We start from the raw sequence: 24,323 nt of genomic DNA on the forward strand, positions 1-24,323 counted from the left end.
CTTTTTTTCTCCCCCTGTTTCTTCTAGTTTTCCCCCCCCCCCCCCCCCCCCCCCCGTCTCCCCGCCCCCCCCCCCCCCCCCCCCCCCCACGCGGCTTTTCGGTCTGCCCGCGACGCCGGCCGGCGTGATGGGTCGCTGCGTCGGGGTGGACTTTCGAGCAGGGCGGTCGGGCCTCCTGCGACCGGGCGGGACCGCCGAGAATTCAAGCCGGATCCGAAAGCCGGAACCTGCCCGGGTTCCCATCGCAGCAATCCGGAGGATGTCTTGGAGACGGTGTCACTGCCGTGGCGGGAATATCTGGACCGCATTGGTTATCACGGTGAGTTGAAGAACTCCCTGGAATGCCTGCGCGAGCTTTACACGGCGCATCTGCGGTCCGTCCCCTACGAGATGCTCGACTCCTTCGACGGAACGCCGCCAGTGCTGGGCCACGCGGAATCGTTCGACAGGCTGGTGCACCGGCAGCGGGGCGGCAACTGCCTTCAATCGACACCCCTGTTCGGCGAATTCCTGCGTCAGGCCGGCTTTGCGGTCCGGCTGGTCCCGGCGCAGATCTGGAAGGTCAGCGGCGAATGGTGGGAGGCCTGGGACCATCTGCTGCTGATTGTCACCGTGGACGGTGAGGATTGGCTGCTCGACGTGGGCTTCCTGATGCTGACCTTCACCGAGCCGCTGAAGGTCACCGAGGGGCCGCAGGAGCAGTCCGGCTGGCGGTTCCGGGTCGCCGAGGAGGAGAGCTTCCCGACCGTCTCGCACCAAGGGCCGGACGGCAGTTGGACGGCGGTCTACCGGTACCGGGACGAGCCGCAGCAGCGCGCCGATTACGAATGGATCATCGACTTCCACAAGACGGCCGAGGATTCGCCGCTGGTCGGGACGGTGCTGTGCTCCCGGAACGTACCGGACGGAAAGCTGATCATGATCGGCGAAAACCTTCTGCGCGCGTCGAACGGGCGCGTGAGCGCCGAGTTCATCGAGACCACGGCCCGTGCCGAAGAACTGCTCCGCGAGATCTTCGCCGGCCATGAACACATGGTGGAGGGCGCGGTGCGCACCTGGGAGCAGGCGCGCGCCGATCGGTCGACGAGACGAAGCCTGGTATATCGAAAGGCGGAACAGTGATGCCGGACAAGCCGACGGCGCTGGTGACGGGCGCTTCCCGGGGGATAGGCCGCGGTATTGCCGTACGGCTCGCCGAGGAGGGCTACGACGTCGCCTTCTGTTTCCGGTCCGGAAAGGAGGCGGCGGACGAGACCCGGGAGGCGGTGGAGCGGGCCGGGGCGCGCTGCTTCCACGACCGCTGCGACGTGACGGACCTCGCCGAGGTCAAGGCGTTCGTCAGCAACGCGGAAGCGGCCCTGGGGCCGGTCGAGGTGCTGGTGAACAACGCCGGGATCACCCGGGACAACCCGCTGGTGCTCATGCCGCCCGAGGACTGGAACGCGGTCATCGGGACCAATCTCACCGGCACCTTCAACTTCAGCCACTGCGTGGCCTTCGGCCAGATGAAGCGCCGGAGCGGCGTCATCGTGAACGTCTCGTCGGTGGCCGGTGTGTACGGCAACGCGGCACAGTCCAACTACGCCGCCTCCAAGGCAGGCGTCAACATCCTGACCAGGTCCCTGTCGCGGGAGCTGGGGCCCTACGGGATCCGCGTCAACGCCGTGGCACCGGGCTTCATCGAGACCGACATGACCGGCCAGCTCTCCGAGAAGGTGCGGAAGAAGGCCCTGGAGACCATCCCGCTGCGCGGCTTCGGGGCCGTCTCGCACGTCGCCGACCTGGTCTCCTTCCTGGTCTCGGAGCAGGCCTCGTACATCACCGGCCAGGTCGTCCAGGTGGACGGCGGTTTCTCGCAGTGAGCCCGACAGCCCCGTCCGACCCGACAGCACAGATGAATCGCTCGACTGGAGGAGACACCATGCCCGTTACGCAGCAGTACATAGACGAGATCCGGGAGATCGTCGCAGAGGCGCTGGAGATCGAGCCCGACGAGATGACCGAGACCAGTTCCTTCGTCGAGGACCACGACGGCGACTCGCTCCGCGCGATCGAGATCCTGGCGCGGCTGGAGAAGAGGTACGGCGTCGAGATCCCGCAGTCGGAGCTGCCCAAGATGGGCAATCTGCGCGCCGTGTACGACGTGGTCGCCGAGCGCGCCAACTGGGACTCCTGAAATGAAGCGCAGGGTCGTCATCACGGGGCTCGGCCCCGTCTCGAGCATCGGCACAGGGGTCGAGGCCTTCGCCGAGGGGCTCCAGCAGGGGCGCAGCGGCATCTCGCCGATCTCCTCCTTCGACGCCTCGGGCTTCCCGTACAGGATGGCCGGCGAGGTGCCGGACTTCGTGCCGCACGACATGCTGCAGGCCATCAAGCCCGAGGCGTGGGGGCGCAGCAGCCAGTTCGCCGCCGCGGCGGCCCGCCTTGCGGTGGAGGACGCGGGGATCGACCCGGAGCTCCTGGCCGCGGCGCGGTCCGGCTCCTGCATCGGTACCACCGGGGGCGAGGCCGGCGCGGTCGAGCAGCTTGCCGAGCAGGAGGTGGCGGGCGGCTTCGAGAGCTGGCAGGCGGACCTTGCGCAGCAGGTCCCGTCCTCCCGGCTGGCGGTCGCGGTCAACCGCGAACTCGGCCTGACCGGCGAGGCGGTGACCATTTCCACGGCATGCTCGGCGAGCAACTACGCGCTGGGCTACGCCTACGCGGCGATTGCCGCCGACGAAGCGGACTACATGATCGCCGGCGGTGCGGAGGGCGTCTACCGGTGGGCGCACGCCGGCTTCTACCGGCTCGGGGCGATGGCCGAGGACCACTGCTCGCCGTTCGACCGCGACCGGCAGGGGATGCTCACCGGCGAGGGCGGTGCCGCGCTCTTCCTGGAGTCCCTCGAGAGCGCGGAGCGCCGCGGTGCCGAGGTCTATGCCGAAGTGCTCGGCTACGGACTGAACTGCGACGCCGGCCACATGGTGGCGCCGGATCCGGTGAGCATCGCCGAGTGCATGCGGCGGGCCCACAGCCGGGCCGGCGTCACGGCCGACCAGGTCGATTACATCTGCGCGCACGGCACCGGCACGCCGGCCAACGACGCGGCGGAGACCCGTGCGGTCCGGGAGGTCTTCGGCGACTCCCCGCCGCCCATCAGCTCCATCAAGTCGATGCTCGGCCACACCATGGGGGCCGCGAGCGGCTTCGGCGCCATCGCCTCCGCCCTCGGTATCGCCCGCCAGTTCATGCCGCCGACGATCAACTTCCGCAACATCGACTCGGACATGCCGGGGATCGACCCGGTGGCCAACCAGGCGCGTCCGGCTCGCCTGCGGGTGGTCCAGAACAACGGGTTTGCCTTCGGCGGCAACAACGCCATCACCATTCTGGGGGAGGTCTCATGACGGTACGTCAGACAGCCGAGATCGCTCCTGACGCGGTCTACGTCACGGGCTGGGGAGTCGCCTCGCCGCTCGGCATGGGGGCGGACGAGTTCAGCACGGCGGTCGTCGAGGAGCGCGACGCCCTCGCCGATGTCACCGGGATGTTCGAGGAGAAGCTGCCCGCCGACCAGGCCTTCGCCCTTGCGGACTTCCAGGTCCGCGACCACCTGGGCCGCAAGGGAACCCGTTTCTTCGACCGCACCACGGCCCTGGCCCTGGTCGCCTGCGACCAGGCGCTGAAGGACACCGGGCTGGAAGTGACGGACGAGAACCGCGGCCAGGTGGGTCTGATCCTGGGCACCACCAGCGGCAGCGTGAAGTCCACGGCCGACTTCAGCCGCGAGACCGTCACCGAGGAACGCCCCTACCTGGTCAACCCGGTGCTCTTCCCGAACGCGGTGATGAACTGCGCCGCGGGCCAGGCGGCGATCTGGTACGGCCTGAAAGGCGTCAACACCACCGTCGCCGGCGGCCGGATGGCCGGCGTCGCCGCTCTGCGTTACGCCTCCCGCAGCCTGCGCTGGGGAGACGCGGACGCCCTGCTGGTCGGTGCGGTGGAGGAGTTCAGCCCGCACAACGCTTGGCTGACGCACCTGCCCGGTGGTTCGGCGCCCGCCGGCGAGGGAGCCGCCTTCTTCATGCTGGAGACGGGGGAGGCCCTGCTGGCATCGGGCCGCCGTCCCGATGCCGAGATCATGGCCGTGACCTCGGCCTCGGCCGACCCGGAGGACCGCCCGGCCTTCGCCGAGGCGTTCGCCGACTGTGTACGCAACGCGCTGCGGGACGCCGGCGTCGGGCCGGGCGACCTGTGGGCGGTGGCGCCCGGATCAGGCCCGGAGTCCGCGATCGAGACCGAGGCGCTAGCGGCCGCGCTCGGCGCGGACACGGTCCGGCGGCTTCCCGTGGCGCGGCTGATCGGTGAGTGCCATGCCGCGCAGGGCGCGCTGCAGCTGGCCGCCGTGCTCGCCCACCACCGGCACGACGCCGCACTCGACGGCCGGCCCGCCCTCATCACCTCCTTCACTCCGGAGGGCGGGGTCGGCGCTGCCGTGGTCAGGGGGTGGCAGCGGTGAGCCGCAAGCCCGCCAAGCCCGTCCTGTACTTCTCCTTCCGCAGCCCGTACAGCTGGCTTGCGCTGCGGCAGTTGGAGGCGCGCTTCCCCGAGGCGCCCGAGGCCGTCGAGTACCGCCCGTGGTGGGAACCCGACGAGCCGACGAGGAAGGCGCTGGACGGGCGCGGGGCCCCCTTCCCGTACATCCCGATGAGCAAGGCCAAGCACCTCTACATCCTCCAGGACGTCAAACGGCTGTCCGAGGGGATGGGTTTCAAGGTCGCCTGGCCCATCGACATCGACCCGTGGTGGGAGGTGCCGCATCTGGGCTGGCTGGCGGCCCGCCGCAGTGGGCAGGACCGGCAGCTGCAGGCCGCGCTCATGGCGGCCCGGTGGGAGCGCGGCGCCAACATCTGCGATCCGGATGTGCTGCGTGCGGTCGCCGAGGAGGCGGGGCTCGATCCGCTGCCGATCGTGTCCGCGGTGGACGACCCGGAGATCCGGGCCGAGGGGCTGGAAGCTCTTGTCCAGGTGTACGAGGACGACGCCTTCGGTATCCCGTACTTCAAAATCGGCCGTTTTCGGTACTGGGGTCTTGACCGGCTCGACGGCTTCCTCCAGGAGCTGTCGGCGGCGGGGCTGCGTACGGACGACGCCGACGAGGAGGACAACGGGATTCCCGCGGCCGTTGCCGACCGCATCGGCGGCTACGACCACGACACAGCGGGAGGATGCGGCTGAATGCAGCGCACCCGTGTTACGTCCCGTACGTCTTTGAAAGCCCCGTCGATGCTGGACCGGTGACTGCGCGGGAGGCTGTGCGACCTGCGGGTGATCGTCCGGATGGTCAAATCACCGCCCTGGAAGCGGAGTTCAACCCCGCGATCCGCTGCCGACGCTCAGCCGACCCCGACCCGCCGCCGAAGACGACGAAAACCGTCGCCCGCCAACTCGTGGACCGCCTGCACCGCCGACTCGACGACATCCTGTGCTTCCTGCACGACCTGGAAGTGCCCTTCACCAACAACCAGGCCGAGCAGGACATCCGTATGGCCAAGGTGCCGTTGAAAGTCTCCGGCGGCTGTCGCAATTTCAACGACCTAAGTGGCCACCTGGATCGTAAGGTCCGTGGGAGCGCCGACTATCGGACAAAAATCCGCCGTGACTTCCGGTGGCGACTCCCTCTTGCGAAGATCCCTATAGAAGGGTTAACGGGGGGAGGCCGCTGAGCAATGCTGCGCTCAGATGCCGCCCGACAACCGCGAACACCAAGAGATGCGAGCGGAGTCGAGCAAGTTGAACGAATTCAGGATGCTCGGAACGTTGGAGATCTACGACGGGCAGAACTGGAAATTGGTTGAAGCGCCAAAGATTCGGACCGTAATGGCAGTCCTGCTGACCGCCAATGGCCGCGTGGTGTCGCTGGCGCGGCTCATCGATGAGCTTTGGTACAACGGTCCGCAGCAGAAGCGAGACCAGCGCAACCTGGTGCAGCAGTACGTGATGAGACTGCGGCGCCAGCTCGGCGACCGGAACCACAGCGTGCTGGTGACCAAAGCGCCCGGCTACAGCCTGAACTTCGAGCCGTCCCAGCTCGATGCGCGCAGGTTCGAGGAGCTGCATGCCGAAGGCCAGAAGTTGTTCGCCGCGGGAGTCTACAAGCGGGCGTTCAACGTACTCGGCGACGCGCTGGACCTGTGGCGCGGTGCCCCCCTGGAGGGCGTCCCGGCCTCGCCGACCGTGCTCGCCGAGGTGGAGCGGTTGGAGGAGGCCCGGCTGGCCGCGGCCGAGATGAGGATAGACGCCAGCCACCATAACGGCAGATACGCGGCAACTCTGGCCGAACTCCGCACGCTCCGCGATGCCAACCCGCTCAGGGAGGGGCTCTGGATGAAGGAGATGATCGCCCTCCGGGAGTGCGGCCGCCGCGCCGACGCCCTGGAGGTCTACCAGCGTGCCCGCCGGACGCTCAGGGAGGAGCTCGGCCTCGAGCCCGGCGCCGGCCTCAGAGACCTCCAGCAGCACATCCTCGCCGGATTCCGCGGCTGAATCGACGCAGCAGCGCCGAAGAGGCCGCCGCACCCCAGGTGTGGCGGCCTCGCCCCGTCATGGGCCCTGCGGACCTGATATCACAAAGACGCCTCCCGCTACGACGGCAGGGCCATTTTCCTCAGCACTCGATGATGTTGACGGCGAGCCCGCCCCGCGCCGTCTCCTTGTACTTCACGTTCAGGTGCGCGCCCAAGCCGATCAGGTCTTTGACCTGGGAACTCATGCTCAGCGTCGTTGTCCACCGTCGTTCCGGGCCGGCGTGACGTGTGGCCGGGGTGTCGGGGGAGGGCTGGAGCGGTCATCCGGTCACTCCGGTGCCCGGAGGAGCGGGGCGGTTCATGTTGTGCCGCCGGGCTCGGCCGAGGCCGTCTTCAGGATCTGCTTCACCGCCGTGCGGCAGATTCCGCAGCCCGTCGTCGCCCGTGTCGTGCGGGCTATCGCCGAGACCGTACGGGCGCCGCTCGACCAGGACTCCAGGATGCGGGACTTGGGGACGTTGCGGCAGTAGCAGACCGGCGTCTCCTGGCCGGCGCCCGGACTGTCCGGCGCCAGGTCGCCCCGGGGGCCGGGGAGCCGGGCGAGCCGGGCCAGCTCGTCGGGGGTCAGGACGCGGTGGTCCCGGCAGGCCTGGGTGAGGACACCGGTGTCCGGGTGGTCACCGAGAAGGGTCGCGCCCAGGACCCGGCCCTGGCTCAGCACGATGCGCTGGTAGCGGCCCGCGGCCGGGTCCGCGTCGGTCAGGACCTCGAAGGAACCGTCAGGGGAATCCTGCGGATGGCATTCGCCGATCAGCGTCAGGTCGATGTCGTCGGCCTTGAGGCGGGTCACGGGCGCCATGGGCGCGGGGGCGCCCCTGAGGGTGCCGGTGATGGCGTCGGCGGCTGTCTTCGCCTGGGACCAGGCGTCGTCGACCAGGCGCGACACCCGGCCGGCCAGCTGGGAGCAGTCGCCTATCGCGTAGATCGCGGAGTCACTGGTGCGCATGGACGTGTCGACCGCGACGCCGTCGCCGACCGGCAGCCCGGCGGCGGCGGCCAGGCCGGTCTCGGGGGTGACCCCGCACGCCACGACGAGGAGATCGGCGGGGACGACGGTGTCGTCGGTGAGCTCCACGCCGGTGATCCGCTCCTCTCCGGTCCCGGTGTGCAGTCCGACGCGTACGCGACTCACCACCGCGCCCCGGCGCACCGCGACGCCGAGCTCCACCAGCTGGTCGGTCAGCATGTCGGCCGCCTGGCGGCTGAGTTGACGGTTCATCACGGTGTCGGTGGGGTGCAGGACCGTCACCTGGACGCCGCGTCCCGCGAGTGCCCGCGCCGCCTCCACCCCGAGCAGCCCGCCGCCCAGGACCAGCGCCCGGGAGCCGCGGTGCGCGCCCCGCAGAATGCCGTGGCAGTCCTCCAGGGTGCGGAAGCCCACCGCGCCCCGCACCAGCGCGCCGTCCTTCGACCGCAGTCCGGGGATGTCGGGGATCGTGGACCTGCTCCCGGTGGCCAGGATCAGGCTGTCGTACGGGTGGGTGCCGCCGTCGCCGGCGATCACCTCCCGCCGCTCGCGGTCGATGCGTACGGCGCTCACCCCGGTGTGCACCGTCGTGCCGCGCTGGTCCGCCGGGCGGTCGAAGATATCGTCCTCGTCGATCTGGCCGGCCAGGACGTCGGTGAGCAGGATGCGGTTGTACGGGGCGCAGCGCTCGGCGCCCAGAACGGTGACGGCGATGGACGGGTCCCGGCGGCGCAGTTCGCGCACGGCGCGCGCCCCGGCCATGCCGTTGCCGATCACGACCACCCGCTTCGACGTGTTCATCGGGGCTCCAGCCATGCCAGGGCGGCGCTGACCAGGGCCCGGACGCCGGTGGCGAGGGTCGGCTGGATGACGGGCGCGAAGTGGGACGAGTGATTCTGCGCGATGTCCTCGGCGACCCGGCCGGCCAGGAAGGCCTGGGTGTACTCCTCGGCGTCGAGGCCGCCGAAGAACCAGAAGACGGCGGGGACGTGGGCGGCCGACGCGAGGAGGCCGAAGTCCTCGCTGGCACTGTTGGGGCCCACCGGGATCACCGCGCCTTGCCCGAAGTGCGCCCGGTGCGCGCCGGCGACGCGCTCGGTGGCGGCGGGATCGTTGACCGTGTTGGGCAGGGAGCACACCGAGGTGATCTCGGCGTCCTTGGGGGCGCCCGAGGCCAGCACCTCCGCCGCGACCAGCCGTTCGATGGTGGCCATGACGAGGTCCCGGGTCGCGGCCGACGACGTCCTGATGTTGACGGCGAGTTCGGCCTCGTCGGGGATGGTCGCCGCGGTGGTGCCGCCGCGGATCGAGCCCACGGTCACCACGACGGGTTCGCTCGCGGCCACCGTCCGCGAGACCACCGTCTGGAGCCGGGTGACGACCGAGGCAGCCATCACGACCGGGTCGACCGCCGATTCCGGCTTGGAGCCGTGGCCGCCGCGGCCGAAGAGGCGGATCCTGATGTTGTCGGTGCCGCCCATGACCGTGCCCGGGCAGGTGGCGACCAGTCCGGCGGGGCCGGGACCGACGTGCTGGCCGAGGATGATCTCCGGCTTGGGGAAGCGCTCGAACAGGCCGTCCTGCACCATGGCCCGCGCCCCGAAGCCGCTCTCCTCGCCGGGCTGGAAGACCGCGACCACGGTGCCGTGCCAGGTGTCGCGCGCCGCCGCGAACAGGGCGCACGCGCCGAGCAGGGCCGCGACGTGCATGTCGTGCCCGCAGGCGTGCATGACGGGGACCTTCTCGCCGCTCTCGTCGATGGCGGTGTCGGTGCTCGCGTACGGCAGTCCGGTACGTTCCTCGACAGGCAACGCGTCCATGTCCGCGCGGAGCATCACGACCGGGCCCTCGCCGTTGCGCAGGACCCCGACGACGCCGGTGCGGCCGACGCCGGAGGTGACGTCCCAGCCCTGTTCCGTCAGCAGGCCCGCCACGACGGTGGCGGTTCGTTTTTCCTGGAAGGCGAGTTCGGGGTGCGCGTGCAGGTCCCGGTAGACGTCCTCCAGGTCCGGCAGCAGACCGTCCAGGCGGTCGAAGAGCACGGACATGGTTCTGGTTCTCCCTTGGATTGACAGCGGGGGCACTGCGAGGGGGACTCCGGACCCGGGCCTCAGATCAGGTTCGCCAGCGGGGTGTGCAGCAGCGGCTCCATGATGAGCACCGCGCCGAGGACGGTCATCACGGTGCCGGTGAGCCGGGCCACCGCCGCACCGCGCCTGAGTGTCCGCTCGGCGAGGAAGAGGAGGGTGAGCGTTCCCATCCAGGCGATGTTGTCGAGCCCCACCGCGACCTGTACGAGCATCAGCGCCCAGCAACAGCCCAGGCAGTACAGGCCGTTGAGGACGCCGGCGCGCAACGCGCCGGCTGCTCCCGCGGCGAAGTCGTGGGTGAGGACGAACTGGAGAGGGCTGCGGCACACCGTCAGACACCTGGTCTTGAGGCCGCTGAACTGGAAGAGCCCGGCGGTGGCCAGGACGAGTCCGGTCGACGCCACCCGCCAGGGCCCGTCGAAGGACTCGGGGAGTACGGCACGCTTGCCCACCATGAGCAGCAGCGGCACCGCGCCCGCCAGCACCCAGGCCAGCAGATAGCCCGCGACGAGGCACCCCGTCTCCGTCTTGCCCCGCGCACCGCGAGTACGGGTGATGAAGCGGTGGGCCGCGATCAGCGGGATGGCGACCGGGAACATCATCGCCACGACCATGCCGGTCCACATGACGAGGAACATGCCCGCCTCGGCGGCGGACGCCCCCTGGCCGGCCGCGCCCGCCGAGTGGTGCGCCATGCCGGGCATGTCCGCCATCCCCGGCGTCTCGGCTATGGCGTCGTGCCCGCCCGGGGTCTCGGCGTGGTGGCCGCCCAGCATCCACCACCAGGCCAGGGCCGAGGCCGCGCACACCCAGATCGCAGTGGTGAAGCCGACCCGGCGGGTCCACTGCTGGGGCGTCGACGTCGGCCGGAGCGCCTGAGGCGCGGGCGGCGTGGGCGGCGTACGGAGGGAGCTGCTCATGCCGAGGTCAGCTTCATGGGGCCGAAGTCGGCGTGCTCGAGCTGCCAGTTCCAGCCGAGCTCGTCGTCGACGAACCGGCTGTCCGTCTTGGCGAGCAGCCGGGCCCCGCCGAACGACATCAGCGCGTTGTTGACCTCGATCGGCGTCTTGCCGTCCTGGCCTATCAGGGGCCGCAGGGGCACCACCGCGTCGCGGCCCAGGGTGAACGACGGCTTCTCCCCGGTCTCGTCGAGCTCGATCGGAACCCGGCGGATCCCCTTGAAGTCCTCGACCAGGGTGAAAAGCGCCGCGAGCAGTCCGCCCGCCTTGCCGGTCAGGATCTGGCCCAGCGCCTCGCTCTGCGGCTCGGGTGTCTTCTCGTCGATGTAGATGGCCACTTGGAGGCCGCCGTCCCACACGTGCCGGACCGTGCGGTAGGCCACGCCCAGCTTGCAACCCGCCAGATCGACGTCGCCGTAGTGGCCACTGTCGATGAAGCCGACGCCGATGGCGTCGCAGGAGCCGTGGGTCGGCTCCTCGGCGAACCAGCACGGGCACGGGGTCCCGCAGTTGCAGGCTCCAGCGAGCCGTCCGTCGATCTCCCAGTCCATCGTCCTGCTCCTTGCGCGTCGATGTGTACGAGTGAGGTGGTACGAGGGCGGTGGCGGGGTTACGGGCGGATCGCGGGCGCGGCCAGGGCCGGGGCCGCCGGTGCGCCGAGCCTGGCCCATTGCGCGAGACCCACACAGCCCAGCACCAGCACGGCCGTGGTGAGCGTCGTCGTGTCGATCGACTCGTCGAGCAGCAGTGCCGCCCAGCCCACCGTCAGCAGGGGCTGGAGGAGCTGCATCTGGCTGCCGCGGGTGACGCCGACCCGGGCGAGGCCCGGATACCAGGCGCAGAAGCCGAGGAACATGGAGAACACCGCGACGTAGCCGAGGCCGATGTACGCCGACGCCCCCGCGTGCTCGAAGCGGGGCGGCGCCAGGACGAGCGAGGCCACCGTGATCGGCAGGGTGACCGGGAGCGAGAGGACCAGGCCCCAGGAGATCACCTGCCAGCCGGGCATCGACTTGGAGATCCGGCCGCCTTCCGCGTATCCGATGCCGCCGGTGATCAGCGAGCCGATCAGCAGGAGGTCCGCGGCGCCGAAGCCGCTGATCCCGTTGCGGAGGGTGAAGGCGAGGATCACGACGGCGCCCGCGATCGAGGCCGCCCAGAACAGCGTGCTCGGCCGCTCGGTGCCGCGCAGCCGGCTCATGGCGGCGGTGGCGAGCGGCAGCAGGCCGGTCACCACGGCGGCGTGCGCCGAGGACACGTGCTCCAGGGCGAGCGCGGTGAAGATCGGATAGCCCACGACGATGCCTGCGCCGACCAGGGCCACCGGCAGGAGGTGTTCCCGGCGGGGGAAGCGGGCCCGGGCGACCAGCAGGCAGATACCGGCGAGGGCGGCCGCGACGACGGACCGGCCGATGCCAACCGTCCAGGCGTCGAAGACGGCCATCGCCTTCTGCGTGGCCGGGAAGGTCAGGGAGAACGCCAGTACTCCGGTGCCTGCCATGAGCAGTCCGAGCAGATGTGAGGATGCCGGAGCATCACGATCGGTCATGCCGGTCCTTGTCTGTGAGCGGGGGCGAAGGACAGGGGCGGGGCGGGGCGCCGCGGGGTGCGGCGCCCGGCCCCCGGGTCAGACGCCCGCCGGCGCCGCCGCCTTCGAGGTGGCCTCGTAGGCCTCGACGAAGTACATGGTGAAGAGCTTGAAGAGGTGGTCGAAGTGGCGCGACAGGCGCTCCTCGTCCTCGGGCGTCTTCACCAGCGTCATCAGGACGTTCCACACATCGCCGGTGTGGTCCTCCTCGATGTCGTAGTTCACGTGGGTGCGCGCGCCCTCGACGATCTCCTCGCCCAGCGTCTTCTCCAGGTTGTCCAGCCAGTCGGGCTGGGTCAGCCGCGTGGTGTACTCCAGGAAGTAGCTGCTGGCGATGGAGGCGAGCGGGGATCCTTCGAACTCGAGGCAGTACAGGAAGTAGCCGTTGAGCAGCTTCGTGGCCAGGAACGGCTCCGTGGCGTACGCCTCGTCCGCCTCCACGCCGACCTTCTGCAGGTCGGCCAGGAACAGCTGGTCGTGGAGCATCTCGTCGTCGGTGTACGCGGCCCACTTCTTGGCCGTCGCCGGGTCGTGGAGGGTGAAGTAGCGGATGGCGTGCGCGTCGATGGTGCGCTTGCGCCGGATCCGCAGGATGGTCTCGATCGTGTGCCGCTTGTAGTACGGCATGTCGATCTCGGAGCCGTTCAGGAAGTGCTGGGCGTAGGGCACCTCGCGGTAGAAGTCGCCGATGAACGCGTCGAGCTTGTTGTTGACCTTCGTGTACAGCTCAGGGCGGATGATCGCGCCGTCACTCATGCCACTTCCCCTTGTGTGTGTGGGTTGTTGTCGTGCAGCTCAGCTGTGGGAGGCCACCGGGCGGGCCATCCCGGCGGCCGCCAGGAGGTCGTCGAGGGCGAACTCGCCCTGCCCCGCGGTGGCGGCTTCCATCAGTTCTCCGAACCCGTAGGCCCGGATGTTCTCCACGACCTTCGCGACGTCGGCGACGATCGTGTAGTAGTCGGTACCGCGTCCCGGAATGTCGTAGGGGCCGGCGACGACCTCGGCGCCCGCGGCCTGGAAGCCCGAGAGCTTCCCGCCCCGGCAGTACGCGACGACGCGCTCGATCGGCAGCCGCTCCAGGGACCAGGCCGACGCCCAGCCGAACAGCAGCAGCGAATAGGGGAGATCGCGCCCCTGGCGCGGGAGGCCGGCCAGCCGTCCCAGCTCCCAGACGCCCGGGTCGCCCGCCAACTCAGGCGGGAGCAGACCGAGTTCGTCGATTTCCGTGGTGCAGGCGGTGACCGGAACGATCCGCAGGGTGGCGGCGGCCCGGTCGTCATTGCGCAGCAGGAACACCTCTCCCGCCGTATCCCGGTCCCGGTCCAGCCACCAGAACTCGTCGTCCGGGAACCTCGGTTCGTACCGCAGGAGGCGCAGGGCGTGGGCCTCCGCGAGTTCCGACGTGTTCGCAGTTACGGAGAAACTGAACATCTCTGTCGTGGGCTCCCCTGATTGGCTGAGATCTGAACATCGACCCGCCGGTGACGGTCAGTAGTGGACGCGGCGGCTCTCCGGTGTCACCCGGTAGCGGATGTCCCACAGGTTCCGGCGCACATAGGTGCGCTGGAGCCAGCGGTCCTGCCCGTCGTAGCGGGCCGTGAAGGTGGACCGGGCGTGGACGCCCTTGCGGTTGTTGATCAACAGGACCTGGCCCGGGCGGAGATGGACACCGTGTGCCACCGCCCCGCAGACGCCCTGGAGCTGGTCGAGTGCGGCCTGGGCCCCACTGGTCAGCGCGCGCACCCCGTTGGCCGAGATGACGATCTCGGGGTGCGCCGATGTCCCGCTGACGAGCGGCACCGGGTCGGAGAGCACCTCGGCGTCGGCGGCGGTGTCACGGGTGTAGCTGCCGGGCGCGTTCAGCCGGAACAGCGGCGAGCGCAGGACCTCCAGAACGTCCGGGGCGAGGGCCGCCGAGACGTCGCGGGCGTCCGCGTAGTACGTGCCGGCCGCCCCTTCGTGGTCCGCGCGCAGGCAGCTGAGCACGAGGAAGTCCGGGTTGGCGACGTCGTACCGGCCGATGATGTCGTGGGTGATGTCGCTGTGGAAGTTGAGGAAGACCTCGGACCCCTGGTTGGTCTGGGTCTTGGAGCCGCCGGAGACCGGGATGACGTCGTGGACCAGCCGGCCGGCCTTCTCGGTGGTCACCCCGATGGGCTCGCCGAGCAGCCCGCTGAGGCCGAGCAGCACGCCCTCGGCGACGAAGGTCTCCTTCTGCCTGCTGGGACCGCCGTCCACCGGGGTGGGCGGGAGGTCCGGGTCCACGGGCAGGTTGTTGATCAGGGCGACGCCGGGGGTGTCGATGTGCCGGCCGAAGTCCAGGATCTGCTGGAGGAGTCCGGTGGGCAGGCCCGCGAAGACCTGGAGGTAGCGGGTCATCGCATGGTCGATGTCGGTGTCCGGGCGGCCGACGGTCGCCAGCCCGGCGCCGAGGGTGTCACGGACGTCGTCCGGCAGATTGATCTCGGCGAAGGTCGCTGTGGCCGGCCGGCTCACGCCGGTTCCGGCATCGAGCGGACTCTCGACGAAGGTGGTCATGCGTCACACTCCTTGCAGTACGGGTTCGGGGAATCGCGCGTTGGGGTCCTGGAGTTCGTCGTGCAGCCACTGCGCCAGGTGCAGGGCGTCGTCCTCGCCGGCCGCCAGATGGGTGGCGACCTTGCTGCCGCGCAGCGCCGTGACCGGGACACCGGCGTAGACACCCGGCGTCAGGCCCTGCCGGCGCTGGAACTCCGCCAGGTCGACGAAGCCGCCCATGACGGCGACCTGCGGCCCGGTGGTGAGGCGGATGGTGTCGATGTTCGCGCCGTGGAAGGCGGCGAACGCGACGTCGGCCTCGGCGTCGGAGTCGTAGGACAGGGCGATGGAGCGCTGGTTGAGCACCACCGCGGAGGCCGAGGCGCCACCGGTCCCGATTACGGAACCCACCGGGAACGGCGCCCGGTTGAGCCGGCAGACGATCTCGATCCGGTGCTTCTGGGCGAGCCGTACGGCCCTGCGGTGCAGCACCTTCGCCCCGTACAGCGACATCAGCGCCGCGATGTTGTACGAGACCTCCTTCAGCAGCCGGGTGCCGCTGACGAGGTGCGGGTCGGTGCTGTAGATGCCGTCCACGTCCGAGTGGATCTCGCAGCGGTCCGCGCCGACCGCCGCCGCGATGGCCACCGCCGACAGGTCGGAGCTGTTCTTGCCGAGCCAGGTGGGCCGGCCCCGGGAGTCCGCGGCCTGCCCACCTGGCACCACGACCACGTCGTTGTCGAACAGCGCGGTGAGCAGCGGTTCCGAGTCGGTGTGCTCCAACCGGGCCCACATGAAAGCCGAGTTGGTGACCAGACCGAGCTGGTGTCCGGCGAGCACCGTGGCGGTGCGCCCGACCCGGTGCAGCGCGGTGGCGAGCAGCTGGGCGCCGACGGTGTCGGCCAGCGTCAGCAGACCGGCGACGCTCTCGTCCTCGGGGTGCGGATTGACCTGGCTGAGCCGGTCCCGGAACTGCTCGGTCTCGCCGGGCTGGCCGCTGACCACGACGACGAGTTTGGTGCCCTCCCGCTCGACGCGGTCGCTGAGCGCCCTGGCGAGGTCTCCGTACGCCGCGAGGGTACGGAAGCTGGATCCGCCGAACTTCAGGACGGCCGGTGCCTTCACAGCGTGTCTCGTTCTATGAGTTCCTCGGCGATCTGTACGGCGTTGAGTGCCGCGCCGATCCGCAGGTTGTCGGCGACCAGCCAGAGCCAGAAGGCGCGGGGGTTGTTCTGCGTGGCGCGGACCCGTCCGACGTGGACCAGGTCGGAGCTGGCGACCACGGCCGGGGTCGGGAAGGCGGACACCGTCTCGCGGTCGTGGACCCGCACCTCGGGCAGGGCGGCGAGCACCTCGACCAGCTCGGCGCGGTCCACCGGCGACTGGCACTCGACGTAGACGGACTCGGAGTGACAGTTGGCGACGGGCACCCGGACACAGGTGGTGGTGACGTCCAGGTGCGGCAGGCCCAGGATCTTCCTGGTCTCCTGGAGCATCTTCTCCTCCTCCAGCGTGAAGCCGGAGTCGAGGAAGCGGTCGATCTTCGGGATGACGTTGAAGGCGAGCGGAGGGTTGAAGTGGTGCGGCTCGAAGTCGGCGTCCGGGCCCTGCAGGGAGGCCCTGGTGGACTCCTGGAGCTCCTCCACTCCGGAGTAGCCGAGGCCGGACGCGGCCTGGTAGGTGCTGACGACGGCGTTGCGGATGCCCCAGCGGTCCTCGATGCCGCGCAGCAGGCGGGCCAGCGGGATGGTGGAGCAGTTGGGGTTGGCGATGATGCCGCTCTTCGGGCGGCGGTCCAGTTCGTGGGCGTTGACCTGCGGCACGACCAGCGGGGTGTCGGGGTCCATCCGGAAGGCGATGGTGTTGTCGATGACGACGGCGCCGGCGTCGGTGGCCACCGGCACCCACTTCTCGCTGACGGCGGTGCCGGCCGAGAAGAAGGCGACGTCGGCCTGTCCGAAGTCGAACTCCTCGATGGCCTGGACCTCGTACTCACGGCCCGCGACGGTGAGCTTGCGGCCCGCCGACCGGGATGAGGCGACCAGGTACAACTCCGAGTAGCGCAGGGCGCGTTCCTCGATGATCTCGATCATCGTGGTGCCCACGGCGCCTGTGGCACCGACGATGGCGATGCGGGGCGCGGCGGCGGCGGCGGTCCGGTCCGGAGCAGAGCTCATCGGGACTCTCCAATGCTGATCTTGTCGGCCTCGGCTGCCTGCGGGGCCGGGGGCTGGGCGACGGGGGTCTGTGCGGCGGGCGGCTGGGCGACGGCGGCGACGGCGGCGGGGGCGGCGGGGGTCTCGGTCCGGTGGGAGCCGAACTTCCAGCCGAGGTTGATGCCGAGGCTGGCGGCCACGATCAGCGGGATGCCGAGCGCCTGCAGAAGGCTGATGCGGTGCCCGTAGACGCTCCAGTCGCAGAGCATCGCGACGGCCGGGTAGATGAAGGCCAGGACCGCGATCTTCGAGGTGGGCAGCTTCTGGTACGAGGAGTACATGAGCACGTACATCAGGCAGGTGTGGATCAGGCCGAGCCCGACCAGCCAGCCCCAGTCGCCGCCCATTCCCGACATCGCGCCGAACGAGGTGAACGGCAGCAGCAGCGGGATGCCGAGCATCACCTGTACGAGCGCGACCAGATGGGGGCGGACGCCGGTGACGCGCTTGGTGATGACGGTCGCGAAGGCGTAGAAGACGGCGGCGAGCAGGGCCTGCCCGAGTCCGGTGAGGTAGCCGCTCTTCCCGCTGTCCTGGAAATCGGAGACGGAGACGCCGGCGACCAGGATCAGTCCGCCGAAGGCGACGACGAGCCAGCCCAGCTTGGCGGCGGTGATCTTGTCGCGGAAGAAGAGCGCGCCGAGCATCATCACGTAGAACGGCTGGGTGTGGTAGACGACGGTCGCGACGGTGATGGAGGTCGACTCGTAGGACTCGAAGAGGAAAGCCCAGTTGAAGACGATGAAGACACCGCCGAGAGCCGCGAGGCCGATCTTCTTCGGGGTGAAGCCGTGGTTCTTGAAGAATCCGCGCACCAGGCAGTACAGACCGAGCGCGATCGTGCCGAACAGGCAGCGGAAGAACACCACGTTGAAGGGCGACGCACCGGACTCGACGACGAAAATGCCGAGTGTGCCGGAGAGCATCATGGCGAGCGTGAGCTCGACCGCCCCCTTCGTCTCCGTGTTCATGGCGCGTGGTTCGGTTGACATGAGAGTCCTCTCGCTCGGAATGGATGGATCGGGGGATCAGTTCAGGGGCACGGCGAAGTGCAGCCCGCCGCGGGTCCACAGCTCGTTGAGCCCGCGCGGCACGCCGAGCCCGGAGGCGGCGCCCAGATTGCGCTCGTAGATCTCGGCGTACGTACCGGTCGCGTCCAGGACGCGCGCCGCCCACCCCCTGTCGAGGCCGATGGCCGCTCCGTGCGCGCCGGCGAGGGCGGCCGCCTCGGCGAGCGCACGCGACCGGCCGGCGGGCCCCGCCTCGTCGGCGTGGTGCTCGGCCGCGAGCAGCAGTTGCAGGACCCAGCGGCACAGCCGGTACCACTGGGGGTCGTCGTCGCGCACCGCGGCGGCCATCGGTTCGCGGGAGATCGCGGTGTCGAGGATCCGGTGGGCCTGCGGGTCGGACAGCGCGGCCCGTTCCCCCGCCAGCGCCGTACGGTCCAGTACGTACGCCGCGCACTCCCCGGACGCGTAACCGGCGAGTGTCCGCGAGGGCGTCGCGTACTCCACCGGCTCGACGGACAGTCCGCGCCGCCCGTACCAGGCGGCCAGGTTGGCGATGCTCGTCGTGCCCCGCTGTACCGCGACCCGCCGGCCGGCCAGTTGCCCGGGGTCCTCGATGCCGCTGTCGGCGCGGACCAGGAACCCCTCGCCGTCGTAGCAGGTCACCCCCGCGAAGAGGACGGGCCAGTGCGCCTCGCGGCCCAGCGTCCAGGTCAGGTTGCAGACGGAGAGGTCGGCCGTGCGCTCGCGCAGGGGCTCGAGACGGTCGGCCGGGTCGGACGGCAGCCACTCGACCGCCTCGGGGTCGCCGAGCGCGGCCGCGGCGACGGCCCGGGCGACGTCCGCGTCGAGGCCGGTCCACGCACCGGTCGCGGTGGGCAGCGAGAGGCCTCGGATGCCACGGCTGACGACGGCGCGCAGCGCACCGCGGTCACGGATCGCGTCGAGGGTGGGGGAGGTGGCCGGGGCCGGGGCAAAGGTGGTCATGACAGGCTCCACTGGGGCACGCGGGTCAGTTGCTCACGGTCGAAGCGGCGCTCGTTGTAGCCGAGCATGTCGATCAGGCCCTGGGCGGACAGCGGCTGCCCGGCGGCCGTGCTATCGATCGCCAGGGGCATGCCGCCGGGCTCGGCCCAGCGCAGCAGTCCCCGCGCGTCGACGTATGCGCGGGACTTGTTGGCGTTGTCCCGGTGCAGGCAGAACGGCACGTCGAGATGGCCCCGGGAGAACGCCCGCACCAGGGCCTGGCCGACCGTCGGGGCGAGCGCGAGGGTGCTGTCCACGAGCATCCGGGCCTCCTCGTACAGGCCGGTCTCGGTGGGCGGTTCGGGCTGTCCGTTCAGTGCCTCGTCGGCGGCCACGTGGGCGGCGAACTCCAGCGCGTCCACGTTCTCGCCGACGGTCGGGATCCGGAACGCCTCGGCGGGGGTCTTGACGATCAGCCGCTCGGTGCCGCTGCGGATCGCGAGCCTGGCGCTGTCCTCGAGGATCCGGTAGGAACCCACCGGCGTCCGCGGGTAGACCCCCATGTACGTGTAAAGGACGACGTGCCAGTCGAGCTCGCCGAGGCGTTCGCCGGCGAGCTTGCGCAAGGCCGCGAGCGCCTCCAGGTCCTGCCCGGCGTTGGTCTGCTGGGCGTAGCTCAACGAGATGCTGTGCAGGCCGTGCTCGGCGAAGAACAGCGCCTCCAGGACGCTGAGCGCCACCAGCAGGCTCGGCGGGCACAACTGGCCGAGCATGCAGCCCCCGAAACTCTCCAGGTGCATCTGCCGGTCCTGGGCGGCGAGCAGTTCGCAGCAGCGCGACCACGCGTCGACGGCCTCGGTGAGCGGGGCCCGGCTGTAGGGCAGGCAGTAGGAGACCGGGCCGCCCTCGGTGGCGTCGATGTCCGCGGCCACCATGGCCTCGAAGAGCGGGTAGGGCAGGGCGGAGCCGTGCCGTACCTGGATCGGGAAGTCCTCGCCGGCCACTCCTTCGAGCATCTGCCGGGTGGCGGCCGGGCCGTGGGCGACGAGGGGGAAGCCGTTGAGGTCGTCACCGGTGCGCAGGGCTTCCCGTGCCGAGTCGTGGTCGTTGACCCGCGTGTAGCTGTCCAGGGTGACGGTGCCGACGGAGGTGGCCCGGGCCCCGCGGACGCCGAGCAGTCCCTCGCGCATGACGGGGAGTTCGGCGAAACCCATACGGGGCTGGACGACGAGGCCACCCGCTTCCTTGGTCCGGTGCACGAACGCGGAGAAGCGGTTGGTGCGGATCCGGGCGGGGGAGACGGGGACGGTGACGGTCATGCGGCGGCCTCCGTCATCGGAAGGGCGCGCTGTGCACCGGGGCCGAGATCACGCAGGAACTCGTTGAAGTTCTGCAAGGCACCCTCGGATTCGAAAACGGCGTCGAATCCGCTGGCGGAAAGGCCCTCGATGAATCGGACGTTGTCCTTGCCGCGCACACCGAGTTTCCCGCCGATGACGACCCGCAGATCCTGGAGATCGGGCTGGCTGCGTATTTTGCGTATGAGTCGCATTCCGTCGAGATGACCGTGTCCATTGACCGTGCTGAGGACAAGCACGTCCGGTCGCTGTTGTCGGCATTCCTCGATTATGAGGTCGTCAGGGACGCAGGCGCCGAGATTGATGACCTCCCCTCCGTGTTCCTCCAGAAGTAGTTGGAGAAACACGAGGTTCCACATGTGGGCATCCGAGGAGACGCTTGAGACGATGAATTTCTTTGCCGGGCGCGCTACATTCGACATCGGCTTCTCCGCAAACGTGAGGGAGTGATAGGGAAATCCTCGCCGGGGAGCGACATCCACGTCCAGCAATAAGGCCGGGAATGATCGATACCAAGAATCGCGATGCTCGATCACACCGGCCGCACTCCGCCGTTCCGGTCTCGGTCCGGAGATCTGGAACCCAGAACCTCGGAGCCACGTGGCCGGCGACCCGGGCACCGCTCGGACGGCCCGGGCGCCAGCCGCTTGCGGCCGACGCGTCGGGCGGTCAGTCGGCCGAGCCGGTCGTCGCGCTGTACTCGCTCGCCATGCATTCCAGCGTCCGGTCGACGAACAGGCGCATCTCGCGGGTCTGCCGGCAGCCTCGGCGCCACGCCAACTGGGTGTAGACCTCGAAGGGCGGCTCCCAGGCGAGCACGGCCAGCGAGCCCGCGGCGATGTCGTCGGCCACGGTCATCGTGGGCAGCAGACTGACCCCGAGCCCGGCGGTCAGGCCACGCTTGATCGACTCGATGTTGCCGAACTCCAGAAACGGCACCGGCTCGCCCGAGCCGTCGTTCAACTCGGCCTCGAACAGCTCCCGGTAGGCGCACCCGGCCTCCGGGGCCAGCACCTGGACGTCGCGGAGCTGGTCGAGGTCGACCTTGGTCTCCTTGGCCAGGGGGTGGTCCGGAGCGGCCACGACGACCAGTGGCTCGGGGCCGAGCATCTCGCTCTCCACACCGGGGTGCCGGGTCTCGGCCTCCATCAGGAAACCCATGTCGAAGGTGCCCTGGCGCAGCGAGTGCAGCGTCTCCGCGCAGAGGCTGGGGCGCAGCACCAACTGCAGCTGCGGGTAACGGTGGTGGAAGAGTTCGAGTACCGGCGGCATGCGGTACGAGGTGATGCTCTCCATGGTGCCGATGGTGAGCAGACCGGAGGGCTCACCGTCACCGGACGCGATGCCGCGGGCCTCGCCGGCGAGCGTCAGCATCTGCTCGGCATACGGCAGGAACCGCTGGCCGGCCGGGGTGAGCTGGATCTTTCCGGCGAGCCGCTCGAAGAGCTCGACGCCGAGGGACGTCTCCAGACTCTTGATCTGGGCGGTGACGCTGGACTGCGCGTACCTGAGTTCGGTGGCCGCACGCGTGAAGCTGAGCAGCGTCGCGACCTTGTGGAAGGTGGTCAATTGCCTTATGTCCACTGGATTCCTCCTGGGAACGGGTGTGCAGTGGTTGCTTGACGCCGGGACCGGCGTCGGAGACCGCAGGCTGTCCGGCGGCCTTGAGGACCTTGTCGAGCAGCGTCAGGTGGTGGATGCCGGACAGGCCGGGCGTGGGGTGCCTCGGTCTCGTAGGGGCGGCAGTCCTTCCTCACGGACTCCGCGTAGTGGTCCCGGTGAAGGGCGTCCATCAGAAGTCCCAGCTCTCCTCGTCCTGGTGCTGAGGGGTCTCGTGGACGTGCTCCGCGGTCGTGGCGAAGGCTTCGCCCGCCATGGCTGCGGAGAGTGTGGTGCCGTCGGCGGGGTCGATCACGAGGAAGGACCCGGTGCGGCGGGAGTCGGCGTACACGTCGAGCGCGAGCGGCTCTGCGGTGCGTACGACGACCCGGCCGATGTCGTTGGCGACCAGCTGCCCGGGGTTCGGGTGCTGGGAGAGGTCGTCCAGCGTGAGGCGCGACGGGATGTCCTTGACGATCGCCTTGACCGTACGGGTGGTGTGCTTGAGCAGGACCCGGTGGCCGACCGTGAGCGGTCCGTCGGCTACGTGGCAGACGGTCGCCTCGACGTCCTGGACCAGGGCCGGGACATCGTCGCTCGGGGCGATCAGATCACCGCGCGAGACGTCGATGTCGTCGGCGAGACGGATCGTCACGGACTGGGGGGCCCAGGCGATGTCGACGGATTCGCCGAGCAGGTCGATGCCGGAGACGGTGCTGGTGCGACCCGACGGCAGGACGGTGACCTGCTCGCCGACGCGGAAGGCACCGGCGGCGATCTGGCCCGCGTAACCGCGGTAGTCGGGGTGCTCGGCGGTCTGCGGGCGGATCACGTACTGCACGGGGAAGCGCGCGTGGCAGGCGGTCATGTCGTGGCCGGCCGGGACCGTCTCCAGGTGTTCGAGGACGGTGGGGCCGCCGTACCAGTCCATGTGCGCGGAGGGCTCCACGACGTTGTCGCCGGCGAGTGCGGAGATCGGGATCGCGGTGATCTCCGGGATGCCGAGCGATGCGGCGTACGCGGTGAACTCCTCGGCGATGGCGGCGAACACGGGCTCCGCGTACGCGACGAGGTCCATCTTGTTGACGGCGAGCACCACGTGCGGGACGCGCAGCAGGGCGGCGATCGCCGCGTGCCGGCGGGTCTGCTCGACGACACCGTTGCGGGCGTCGACCAGGATCACCGTCAGTTCGGCGGTGGATGCGCCGGTGACCATGTTGCGGGTGTACTGCACGTGGCCGGGGGTGTCGGCGAGGATGAACCGGCGCCGGACCGTGGCGAAGTAGCGGTAGGCGACGTCGATGGTGATGCCCTGTTCGCGTTCGGCGCGCAGGCCGTCGGTGAGCAGTGCGAGGTCGGGGGTGTCCTGGCCGCGATTGCGGGAGGCGTGCTCGACGGCTTCCAGCTGGTCGGTCAGGATCGACTTCGAGTCGTGCAGCAGCCGGCCCACGAGGGTGGACTTGCCGTCGTCGACCGAGCCCGCAGTCGCGAAGCGCAGCAGGGTGGTCGCCGAGAGGTGTTCGACCGACAGGGGATCGTTCGGTTCGGTGGTGATGGCCATGTCAGAAGTACCCCTCGCGCTTGCGGTCTTCCATCGCGGCCTCGGACAGCTTGTCGTCGGCGCGGGTCGCACCCCGTTCGGTGAGCCGGGAGGCGGCGATCTCGGCGATCACGGCTTCGGGCGTGGTGGCGCCGGAGTCGACGGCGCCGGTGCAGGACATGTCGCCCACCGTGCGGTAGCGGACGAGCCGCTTCTCGACCCTCTCGCCGTCCTTCGGGCCGCCCCACTCGCCGGCGGTCAGCCACATGCCGTTGCGCTTGAACACCTCGCGTTCATGGGCGAAGTAGATCTCCGGCAGCTCGATGCCCTCGCGGGCGATGTACTGCCAGACGTCCAGCTCGGTCCAGTTGGAGAGCGGGAAGACGCGGACGTGCTCGCCGGGCGCGTGGCGGCCGTTGTAGAGCTGCCACAGCTCGGGGCGCTGGCGGCGCGGGTCCCACTGCGAGAACTCGTCGCGCAGCGAGAACACCCGCTCCTTGGCCCGCGCCTTCTCCTCGTCGCGCCGACCGCCGCCGAACACCGCGTCGAACCGCTCCGACTGGATCTTCTCCGTCAGCGGCAGCGTCTGCAGCGGGTTGCGTACTCCGTCGGGGCGCTCACGCAGCACACCGCGGTCGATGTAGTCCTGTACGGACGCGACGTGCAGACGCAGTCCGTGCTCGGCCACCGCACGGTCGCGGTGGTCGAGCACCTCGGGGAAGTTGTGGCCGGTGTCCACGTGCAGCAGCGAGAAGGGCACGGCCGCCGGGGCGAACGCCTTCAGCGCCAGGTGCAGCATCACGATGGAGTCCTTGCCGCCGGAGAACAGGATCACCGGCCGCTCGAACTCGCCCGCCACCTCACGGAAGATGTGGACGGCCTCCGACTCCAGCGTTTCGAGGTGCGACAGCGGGGGCACCGGATCGACGCGCGGGCCGAGGCGTCCGGGA

At 69.9% G+C, this 24,323-nt stretch carries 25 protein-coding genes; 8 read left to right on the forward strand and 17 right to left on the reverse strand.

What is annotated here, in order from left to right:
* Nucleotides 1–273 precede the first annotated feature (273 nt).
* Genes ACZ4WS_RS33280 through ACZ4WS_RS33315 form a run of 8 tightly spaced genes read left to right on the forward strand, consistent with a single transcriptional unit; the run spans nt 274 to nt 6,525 of the window.
* Nucleotides 274–1,122: an arylamine N-acetyltransferase family protein gene (locus ACZ4WS_RS33280; RefSeq protein ID WP_467986613.1), complete on the forward strand. Its 849-nt coding sequence runs from the start codon at nt 274–276 to the stop codon at nt 1,120–1,122.
* Nucleotides 1,122–1,862, forward strand: coding sequence for a 3-oxoacyl-[acyl-carrier-protein] reductase (fabG, locus tag ACZ4WS_RS33285; RefSeq protein WP_467986408.1), 741 nt, complete (start codon nt 1,122–1,124; stop codon nt 1,860–1,862). Before ACZ4WS_RS33280 ends, fabG begins: the two co-directional genes overlap by 1 nt.
* A 59-nt stretch (nt 1,863–1,921) precedes the next feature.
* A complete protein-coding gene (locus ACZ4WS_RS33290; RefSeq protein WP_467986409.1) occupies nt 1,922–2,176 on the forward strand; it encodes an acyl carrier protein in 255 nt (84 codons plus the stop codon).
* A gap of 1 nt (nt 2,177) precedes the next feature.
* Entirely contained in the window at nt 2,178–3,386 is a 1,209-nt protein-coding gene (locus ACZ4WS_RS33295; RefSeq protein WP_467986411.1) for a beta-ketoacyl-[acyl-carrier-protein] synthase family protein, read from the forward strand.
* On the forward strand, nt 3,383–4,498 hold the full coding sequence (locus tag ACZ4WS_RS33300) for a beta-ketoacyl synthase N-terminal-like domain-containing protein (protein WP_467986413.1): 1,116 nt from the start codon (nt 3,383–3,385) through the stop codon (nt 4,496–4,498). Before ACZ4WS_RS33295 ends, ACZ4WS_RS33300 begins: the two co-directional genes overlap by 4 nt.
* On the forward strand, nt 4,495–5,217 hold the full coding sequence (locus ACZ4WS_RS33305) for a DsbA family protein (protein ID WP_467986415.1): 723 nt from the start codon (nt 4,495–4,497) through the stop codon (nt 5,215–5,217). Before ACZ4WS_RS33300 ends, ACZ4WS_RS33305 begins: the two co-directional genes overlap by 4 nt.
* A 59-nt stretch (nt 5,218–5,276) precedes the next feature.
* Nucleotides 5,277–5,705: an IS66 family transposase gene (locus tag ACZ4WS_RS33310; RefSeq protein ID WP_467986416.1), complete on the forward strand. Its 429-nt coding sequence runs from the start codon at nt 5,277–5,279 to the stop codon at nt 5,703–5,705.
* Nucleotides 5,706–5,721: 16 nt separating this feature from the next.
* Entirely contained in the window at nt 5,722–6,525 is an 804-nt protein-coding gene (locus ACZ4WS_RS33315; protein WP_467986417.1) for an AfsR/SARP family transcriptional regulator, read from the forward strand.
* Nucleotides 6,526–6,864: 339 nt separating this feature from the next.
* On the opposite strand, the gene ACZ4WS_RS33320 is transcribed toward ACZ4WS_RS33315, so the two are convergent.
* The 17 genes from ACZ4WS_RS33320 to cysD all read right to left on the reverse strand — a co-directional run bounded on the left by ACZ4WS_RS33320 (nt 6,865) and on the right by cysD (nt 24,292).
* Nucleotides 6,865–8,334 carry an FAD-dependent oxidoreductase gene (locus ACZ4WS_RS33320; protein ID WP_467986419.1) on the reverse strand — a complete coding sequence of 490 codons (1,470 nt, stop codon included), beginning with the start codon at nt 8,332–8,334 and terminating at the stop codon, nt 6,865–6,867.
* The gene (locus ACZ4WS_RS33325) at nt 8,331–9,581 is read right to left on the reverse strand and encodes an amidohydrolase (RefSeq protein WP_467986420.1); all 1,251 of its coding nucleotides are present in this window, start codon (nt 9,579–9,581) and stop codon (nt 8,331–8,333) included. The genes ACZ4WS_RS33320 and ACZ4WS_RS33325 overlap by 4 nt, the downstream gene beginning before the upstream one ends.
* 62 nt (nt 9,582–9,643) lie before the next feature.
* Nucleotides 9,644–10,543: a DUF2182 domain-containing protein gene (locus ACZ4WS_RS33330; RefSeq protein WP_467986421.1), complete on the reverse strand. Its 900-nt coding sequence runs from the start codon at nt 10,541–10,543 to the stop codon at nt 9,644–9,646.
* Complete coding sequence (locus tag ACZ4WS_RS33335; protein WP_467986422.1) at nt 10,540–11,133, reverse strand: DUF1326 domain-containing protein; 594 nt, start codon at nt 11,131–11,133, stop codon at nt 10,540–10,542. The genes ACZ4WS_RS33330 and ACZ4WS_RS33335 overlap by 4 nt, the downstream gene beginning before the upstream one ends.
* 59 nt (nt 11,134–11,192) lie before the next feature.
* Nucleotides 11,193–12,131 carry a DMT family transporter gene (locus tag ACZ4WS_RS33340; RefSeq protein WP_467986423.1) on the reverse strand — a complete coding sequence of 313 codons (939 nt, stop codon included), beginning with the start codon at nt 12,129–12,131 and terminating at the stop codon, nt 11,193–11,195.
* A gap of 78 nt (nt 12,132–12,209) precedes the next feature.
* Complete coding sequence (locus ACZ4WS_RS33345; protein WP_467986424.1) at nt 12,210–12,926, reverse strand: hypothetical protein; 717 nt, start codon at nt 12,924–12,926, stop codon at nt 12,210–12,212.
* A 39-nt stretch (nt 12,927–12,965) separates the two neighbouring features.
* The gene (locus tag ACZ4WS_RS33350; RefSeq protein WP_467986426.1) at nt 12,966–13,601 is read right to left on the reverse strand and encodes a hypothetical protein; all 636 of its coding nucleotides are present in this window, start codon (nt 13,599–13,601) and stop codon (nt 12,966–12,968) included.
* 57 nt (nt 13,602–13,658) lie between these two features.
* A complete protein-coding gene (locus ACZ4WS_RS33355; RefSeq protein WP_467986427.1) occupies nt 13,659–14,708 on the reverse strand; it encodes a TauD/TfdA family dioxygenase in 1,050 nt (349 codons plus the stop codon).
* Between the two features lie 3 nt (nt 14,709–14,711).
* The gene (locus ACZ4WS_RS33360) at nt 14,712–15,812 is read right to left on the reverse strand and encodes an amino acid kinase family protein (protein ID WP_467986428.1); all 1,101 of its coding nucleotides are present in this window, start codon (nt 15,810–15,812) and stop codon (nt 14,712–14,714) included.
* Complete coding sequence (locus ACZ4WS_RS33365) at nt 15,809–16,864, reverse strand: aspartate-semialdehyde dehydrogenase (RefSeq protein WP_467986430.1); 1,056 nt, start codon at nt 16,862–16,864, stop codon at nt 15,809–15,811. The genes ACZ4WS_RS33360 and ACZ4WS_RS33365 overlap by 4 nt, the downstream gene beginning before the upstream one ends.
* A complete protein-coding gene (locus tag ACZ4WS_RS33370) occupies nt 16,861–17,895 on the reverse strand; it encodes a DMT family transporter (protein WP_467986432.1) in 1,035 nt (344 codons plus the stop codon). Before ACZ4WS_RS33370 ends, ACZ4WS_RS33365 begins: the two co-directional genes overlap by 4 nt.
* A gap of 36 nt (nt 17,896–17,931) precedes the next feature.
* On the reverse strand, nt 17,932–18,897 hold the full coding sequence (locus ACZ4WS_RS33375; protein ID WP_467986433.1) for a transporter substrate-binding domain-containing protein: 966 nt from the start codon (nt 18,895–18,897) through the stop codon (nt 17,932–17,934).
* Entirely contained in the window at nt 18,894–20,195 is a 1,302-nt protein-coding gene (locus tag ACZ4WS_RS33380) for a methylaspartate mutase (RefSeq protein ID WP_467986435.1), read from the reverse strand. The genes ACZ4WS_RS33375 and ACZ4WS_RS33380 overlap by 4 nt, the downstream gene beginning before the upstream one ends.
* Nucleotides 20,192–20,770 (reverse strand): cobalamin B12-binding domain-containing protein, encoded by a 579-nt coding sequence (locus ACZ4WS_RS33385; RefSeq protein WP_467986436.1) that lies wholly within the window; start codon nt 20,768–20,770, stop codon nt 20,192–20,194. The genes ACZ4WS_RS33380 and ACZ4WS_RS33385 overlap by 4 nt, the downstream gene beginning before the upstream one ends.
* A gap of 133 nt (nt 20,771–20,903) precedes the next feature.
* Entirely contained in the window at nt 20,904–21,818 is a 915-nt protein-coding gene (locus ACZ4WS_RS33390) for a LysR family transcriptional regulator (RefSeq protein WP_467986438.1), read from the reverse strand.
* A 208-nt stretch (nt 21,819–22,026) separates the two neighbouring features.
* The gene (locus ACZ4WS_RS33395) at nt 22,027–23,394 is read right to left on the reverse strand and encodes a sulfate adenylyltransferase subunit 1 (protein ID WP_467986439.1); all 1,368 of its coding nucleotides are present in this window, start codon (nt 23,392–23,394) and stop codon (nt 22,027–22,029) included.
* A gap of 1 nt (nt 23,395) precedes the next feature.
* The gene (gene cysD / locus ACZ4WS_RS33400; RefSeq protein WP_467986614.1) at nt 23,396–24,292 is read right to left on the reverse strand and encodes a sulfate adenylyltransferase subunit CysD; all 897 of its coding nucleotides are present in this window, start codon (nt 24,290–24,292) and stop codon (nt 23,396–23,398) included.
* Between the last annotated feature and the right edge of the window lie 31 nt (nt 24,293–24,323).

The sequence above is a fragment of the Streptomyces sp. NPDC029292 genome (assembly GCF_055569295.1).

Bases quoted from the DNA above. Each gene is read 5' to 3' on its own strand.
- fabG (WP_467986408.1), top strand. From the start codon at position 1,122: ATGCCGGACAAGCCGACGGCGCTGGTGACGGGCGCTTCCCGGGGGATA.
- ACZ4WS_RS33290 (WP_467986409.1), top strand. From the start codon at position 1,922: ATGCCCGTTACGCAGCAGTACATAGACGAGATCCGGGAGATCGTCGCA.
- ACZ4WS_RS33295 (WP_467986411.1), top strand. From the start codon at position 2,178: ATGAAGCGCAGGGTCGTCATCACGGGGCTCGGCCCCGTCTCGAGCATC.
- ACZ4WS_RS33300 (WP_467986413.1), top strand. From the start codon at position 3,383: ATGACGGTACGTCAGACAGCCGAGATCGCTCCTGACGCGGTCTACGTC.
- ACZ4WS_RS33315 (WP_467986417.1), top strand. From the start codon at position 5,722: ATGCCGCCCGACAACCGCGAACACCAAGAGATGCGAGCGGAGTCGAGC.
- ACZ4WS_RS33320 (WP_467986419.1), bottom strand. From the start codon at position 8,334: ATGAACACGTCGAAGCGGGTGGTCGTGATCGGCAACGGCATGGCCGGG.
- ACZ4WS_RS33325 (WP_467986420.1), bottom strand. From the start codon at position 9,581: ATGTCCGTGCTCTTCGACCGCCTGGACGGTCTGCTGCCGGACCTGGAG.
- ACZ4WS_RS33330 (WP_467986421.1), bottom strand. From the start codon at position 10,543: ATGAGCAGCTCCCTCCGTACGCCGCCCACGCCGCCCGCGCCTCAGGCG.
- ACZ4WS_RS33335 (WP_467986422.1), bottom strand. From the start codon at position 11,133: ATGGACTGGGAGATCGACGGACGGCTCGCTGGAGCCTGCAACTGCGGG.
- ACZ4WS_RS33340 (WP_467986423.1), bottom strand. From the start codon at position 12,131: ATGACCGATCGTGATGCTCCGGCATCCTCACATCTGCTCGGACTGCTC.
- ACZ4WS_RS33345 (WP_467986424.1), bottom strand. From the start codon at position 12,926: ATGAGTGACGGCGCGATCATCCGCCCTGAGCTGTACACGAAGGTCAAC.
- ACZ4WS_RS33350 (WP_467986426.1), bottom strand. From the start codon at position 13,601: ATGTTCAGTTTCTCCGTAACTGCGAACACGTCGGAACTCGCGGAGGCC.
- ACZ4WS_RS33355 (WP_467986427.1), bottom strand. From the start codon at position 14,708: ATGACCACCTTCGTCGAGAGTCCGCTCGATGCCGGAACCGGCGTGAGC.
- ACZ4WS_RS33365 (WP_467986430.1), bottom strand. From the start codon at position 16,864: ATGAGCTCTGCTCCGGACCGGACCGCCGCCGCCGCCGCGCCCCGCATC.
- ACZ4WS_RS33370 (WP_467986432.1), bottom strand. From the start codon at position 17,895: ATGTCAACCGAACCACGCGCCATGAACACGGAGACGAAGGGGGCGGTC.
- ACZ4WS_RS33375 (WP_467986433.1), bottom strand. From the start codon at position 18,897: ATGACCACCTTTGCCCCGGCCCCGGCCACCTCCCCCACCCTCGACGCG.
- ACZ4WS_RS33380 (WP_467986435.1), bottom strand. From the start codon at position 20,195: ATGACCGTCACCGTCCCCGTCTCCCCCGCCCGGATCCGCACCAACCGC.
- ACZ4WS_RS33395 (WP_467986439.1), bottom strand. From the start codon at position 23,394: ATGGCCATCACCACCGAACCGAACGATCCCCTGTCGGTCGAACACCTC.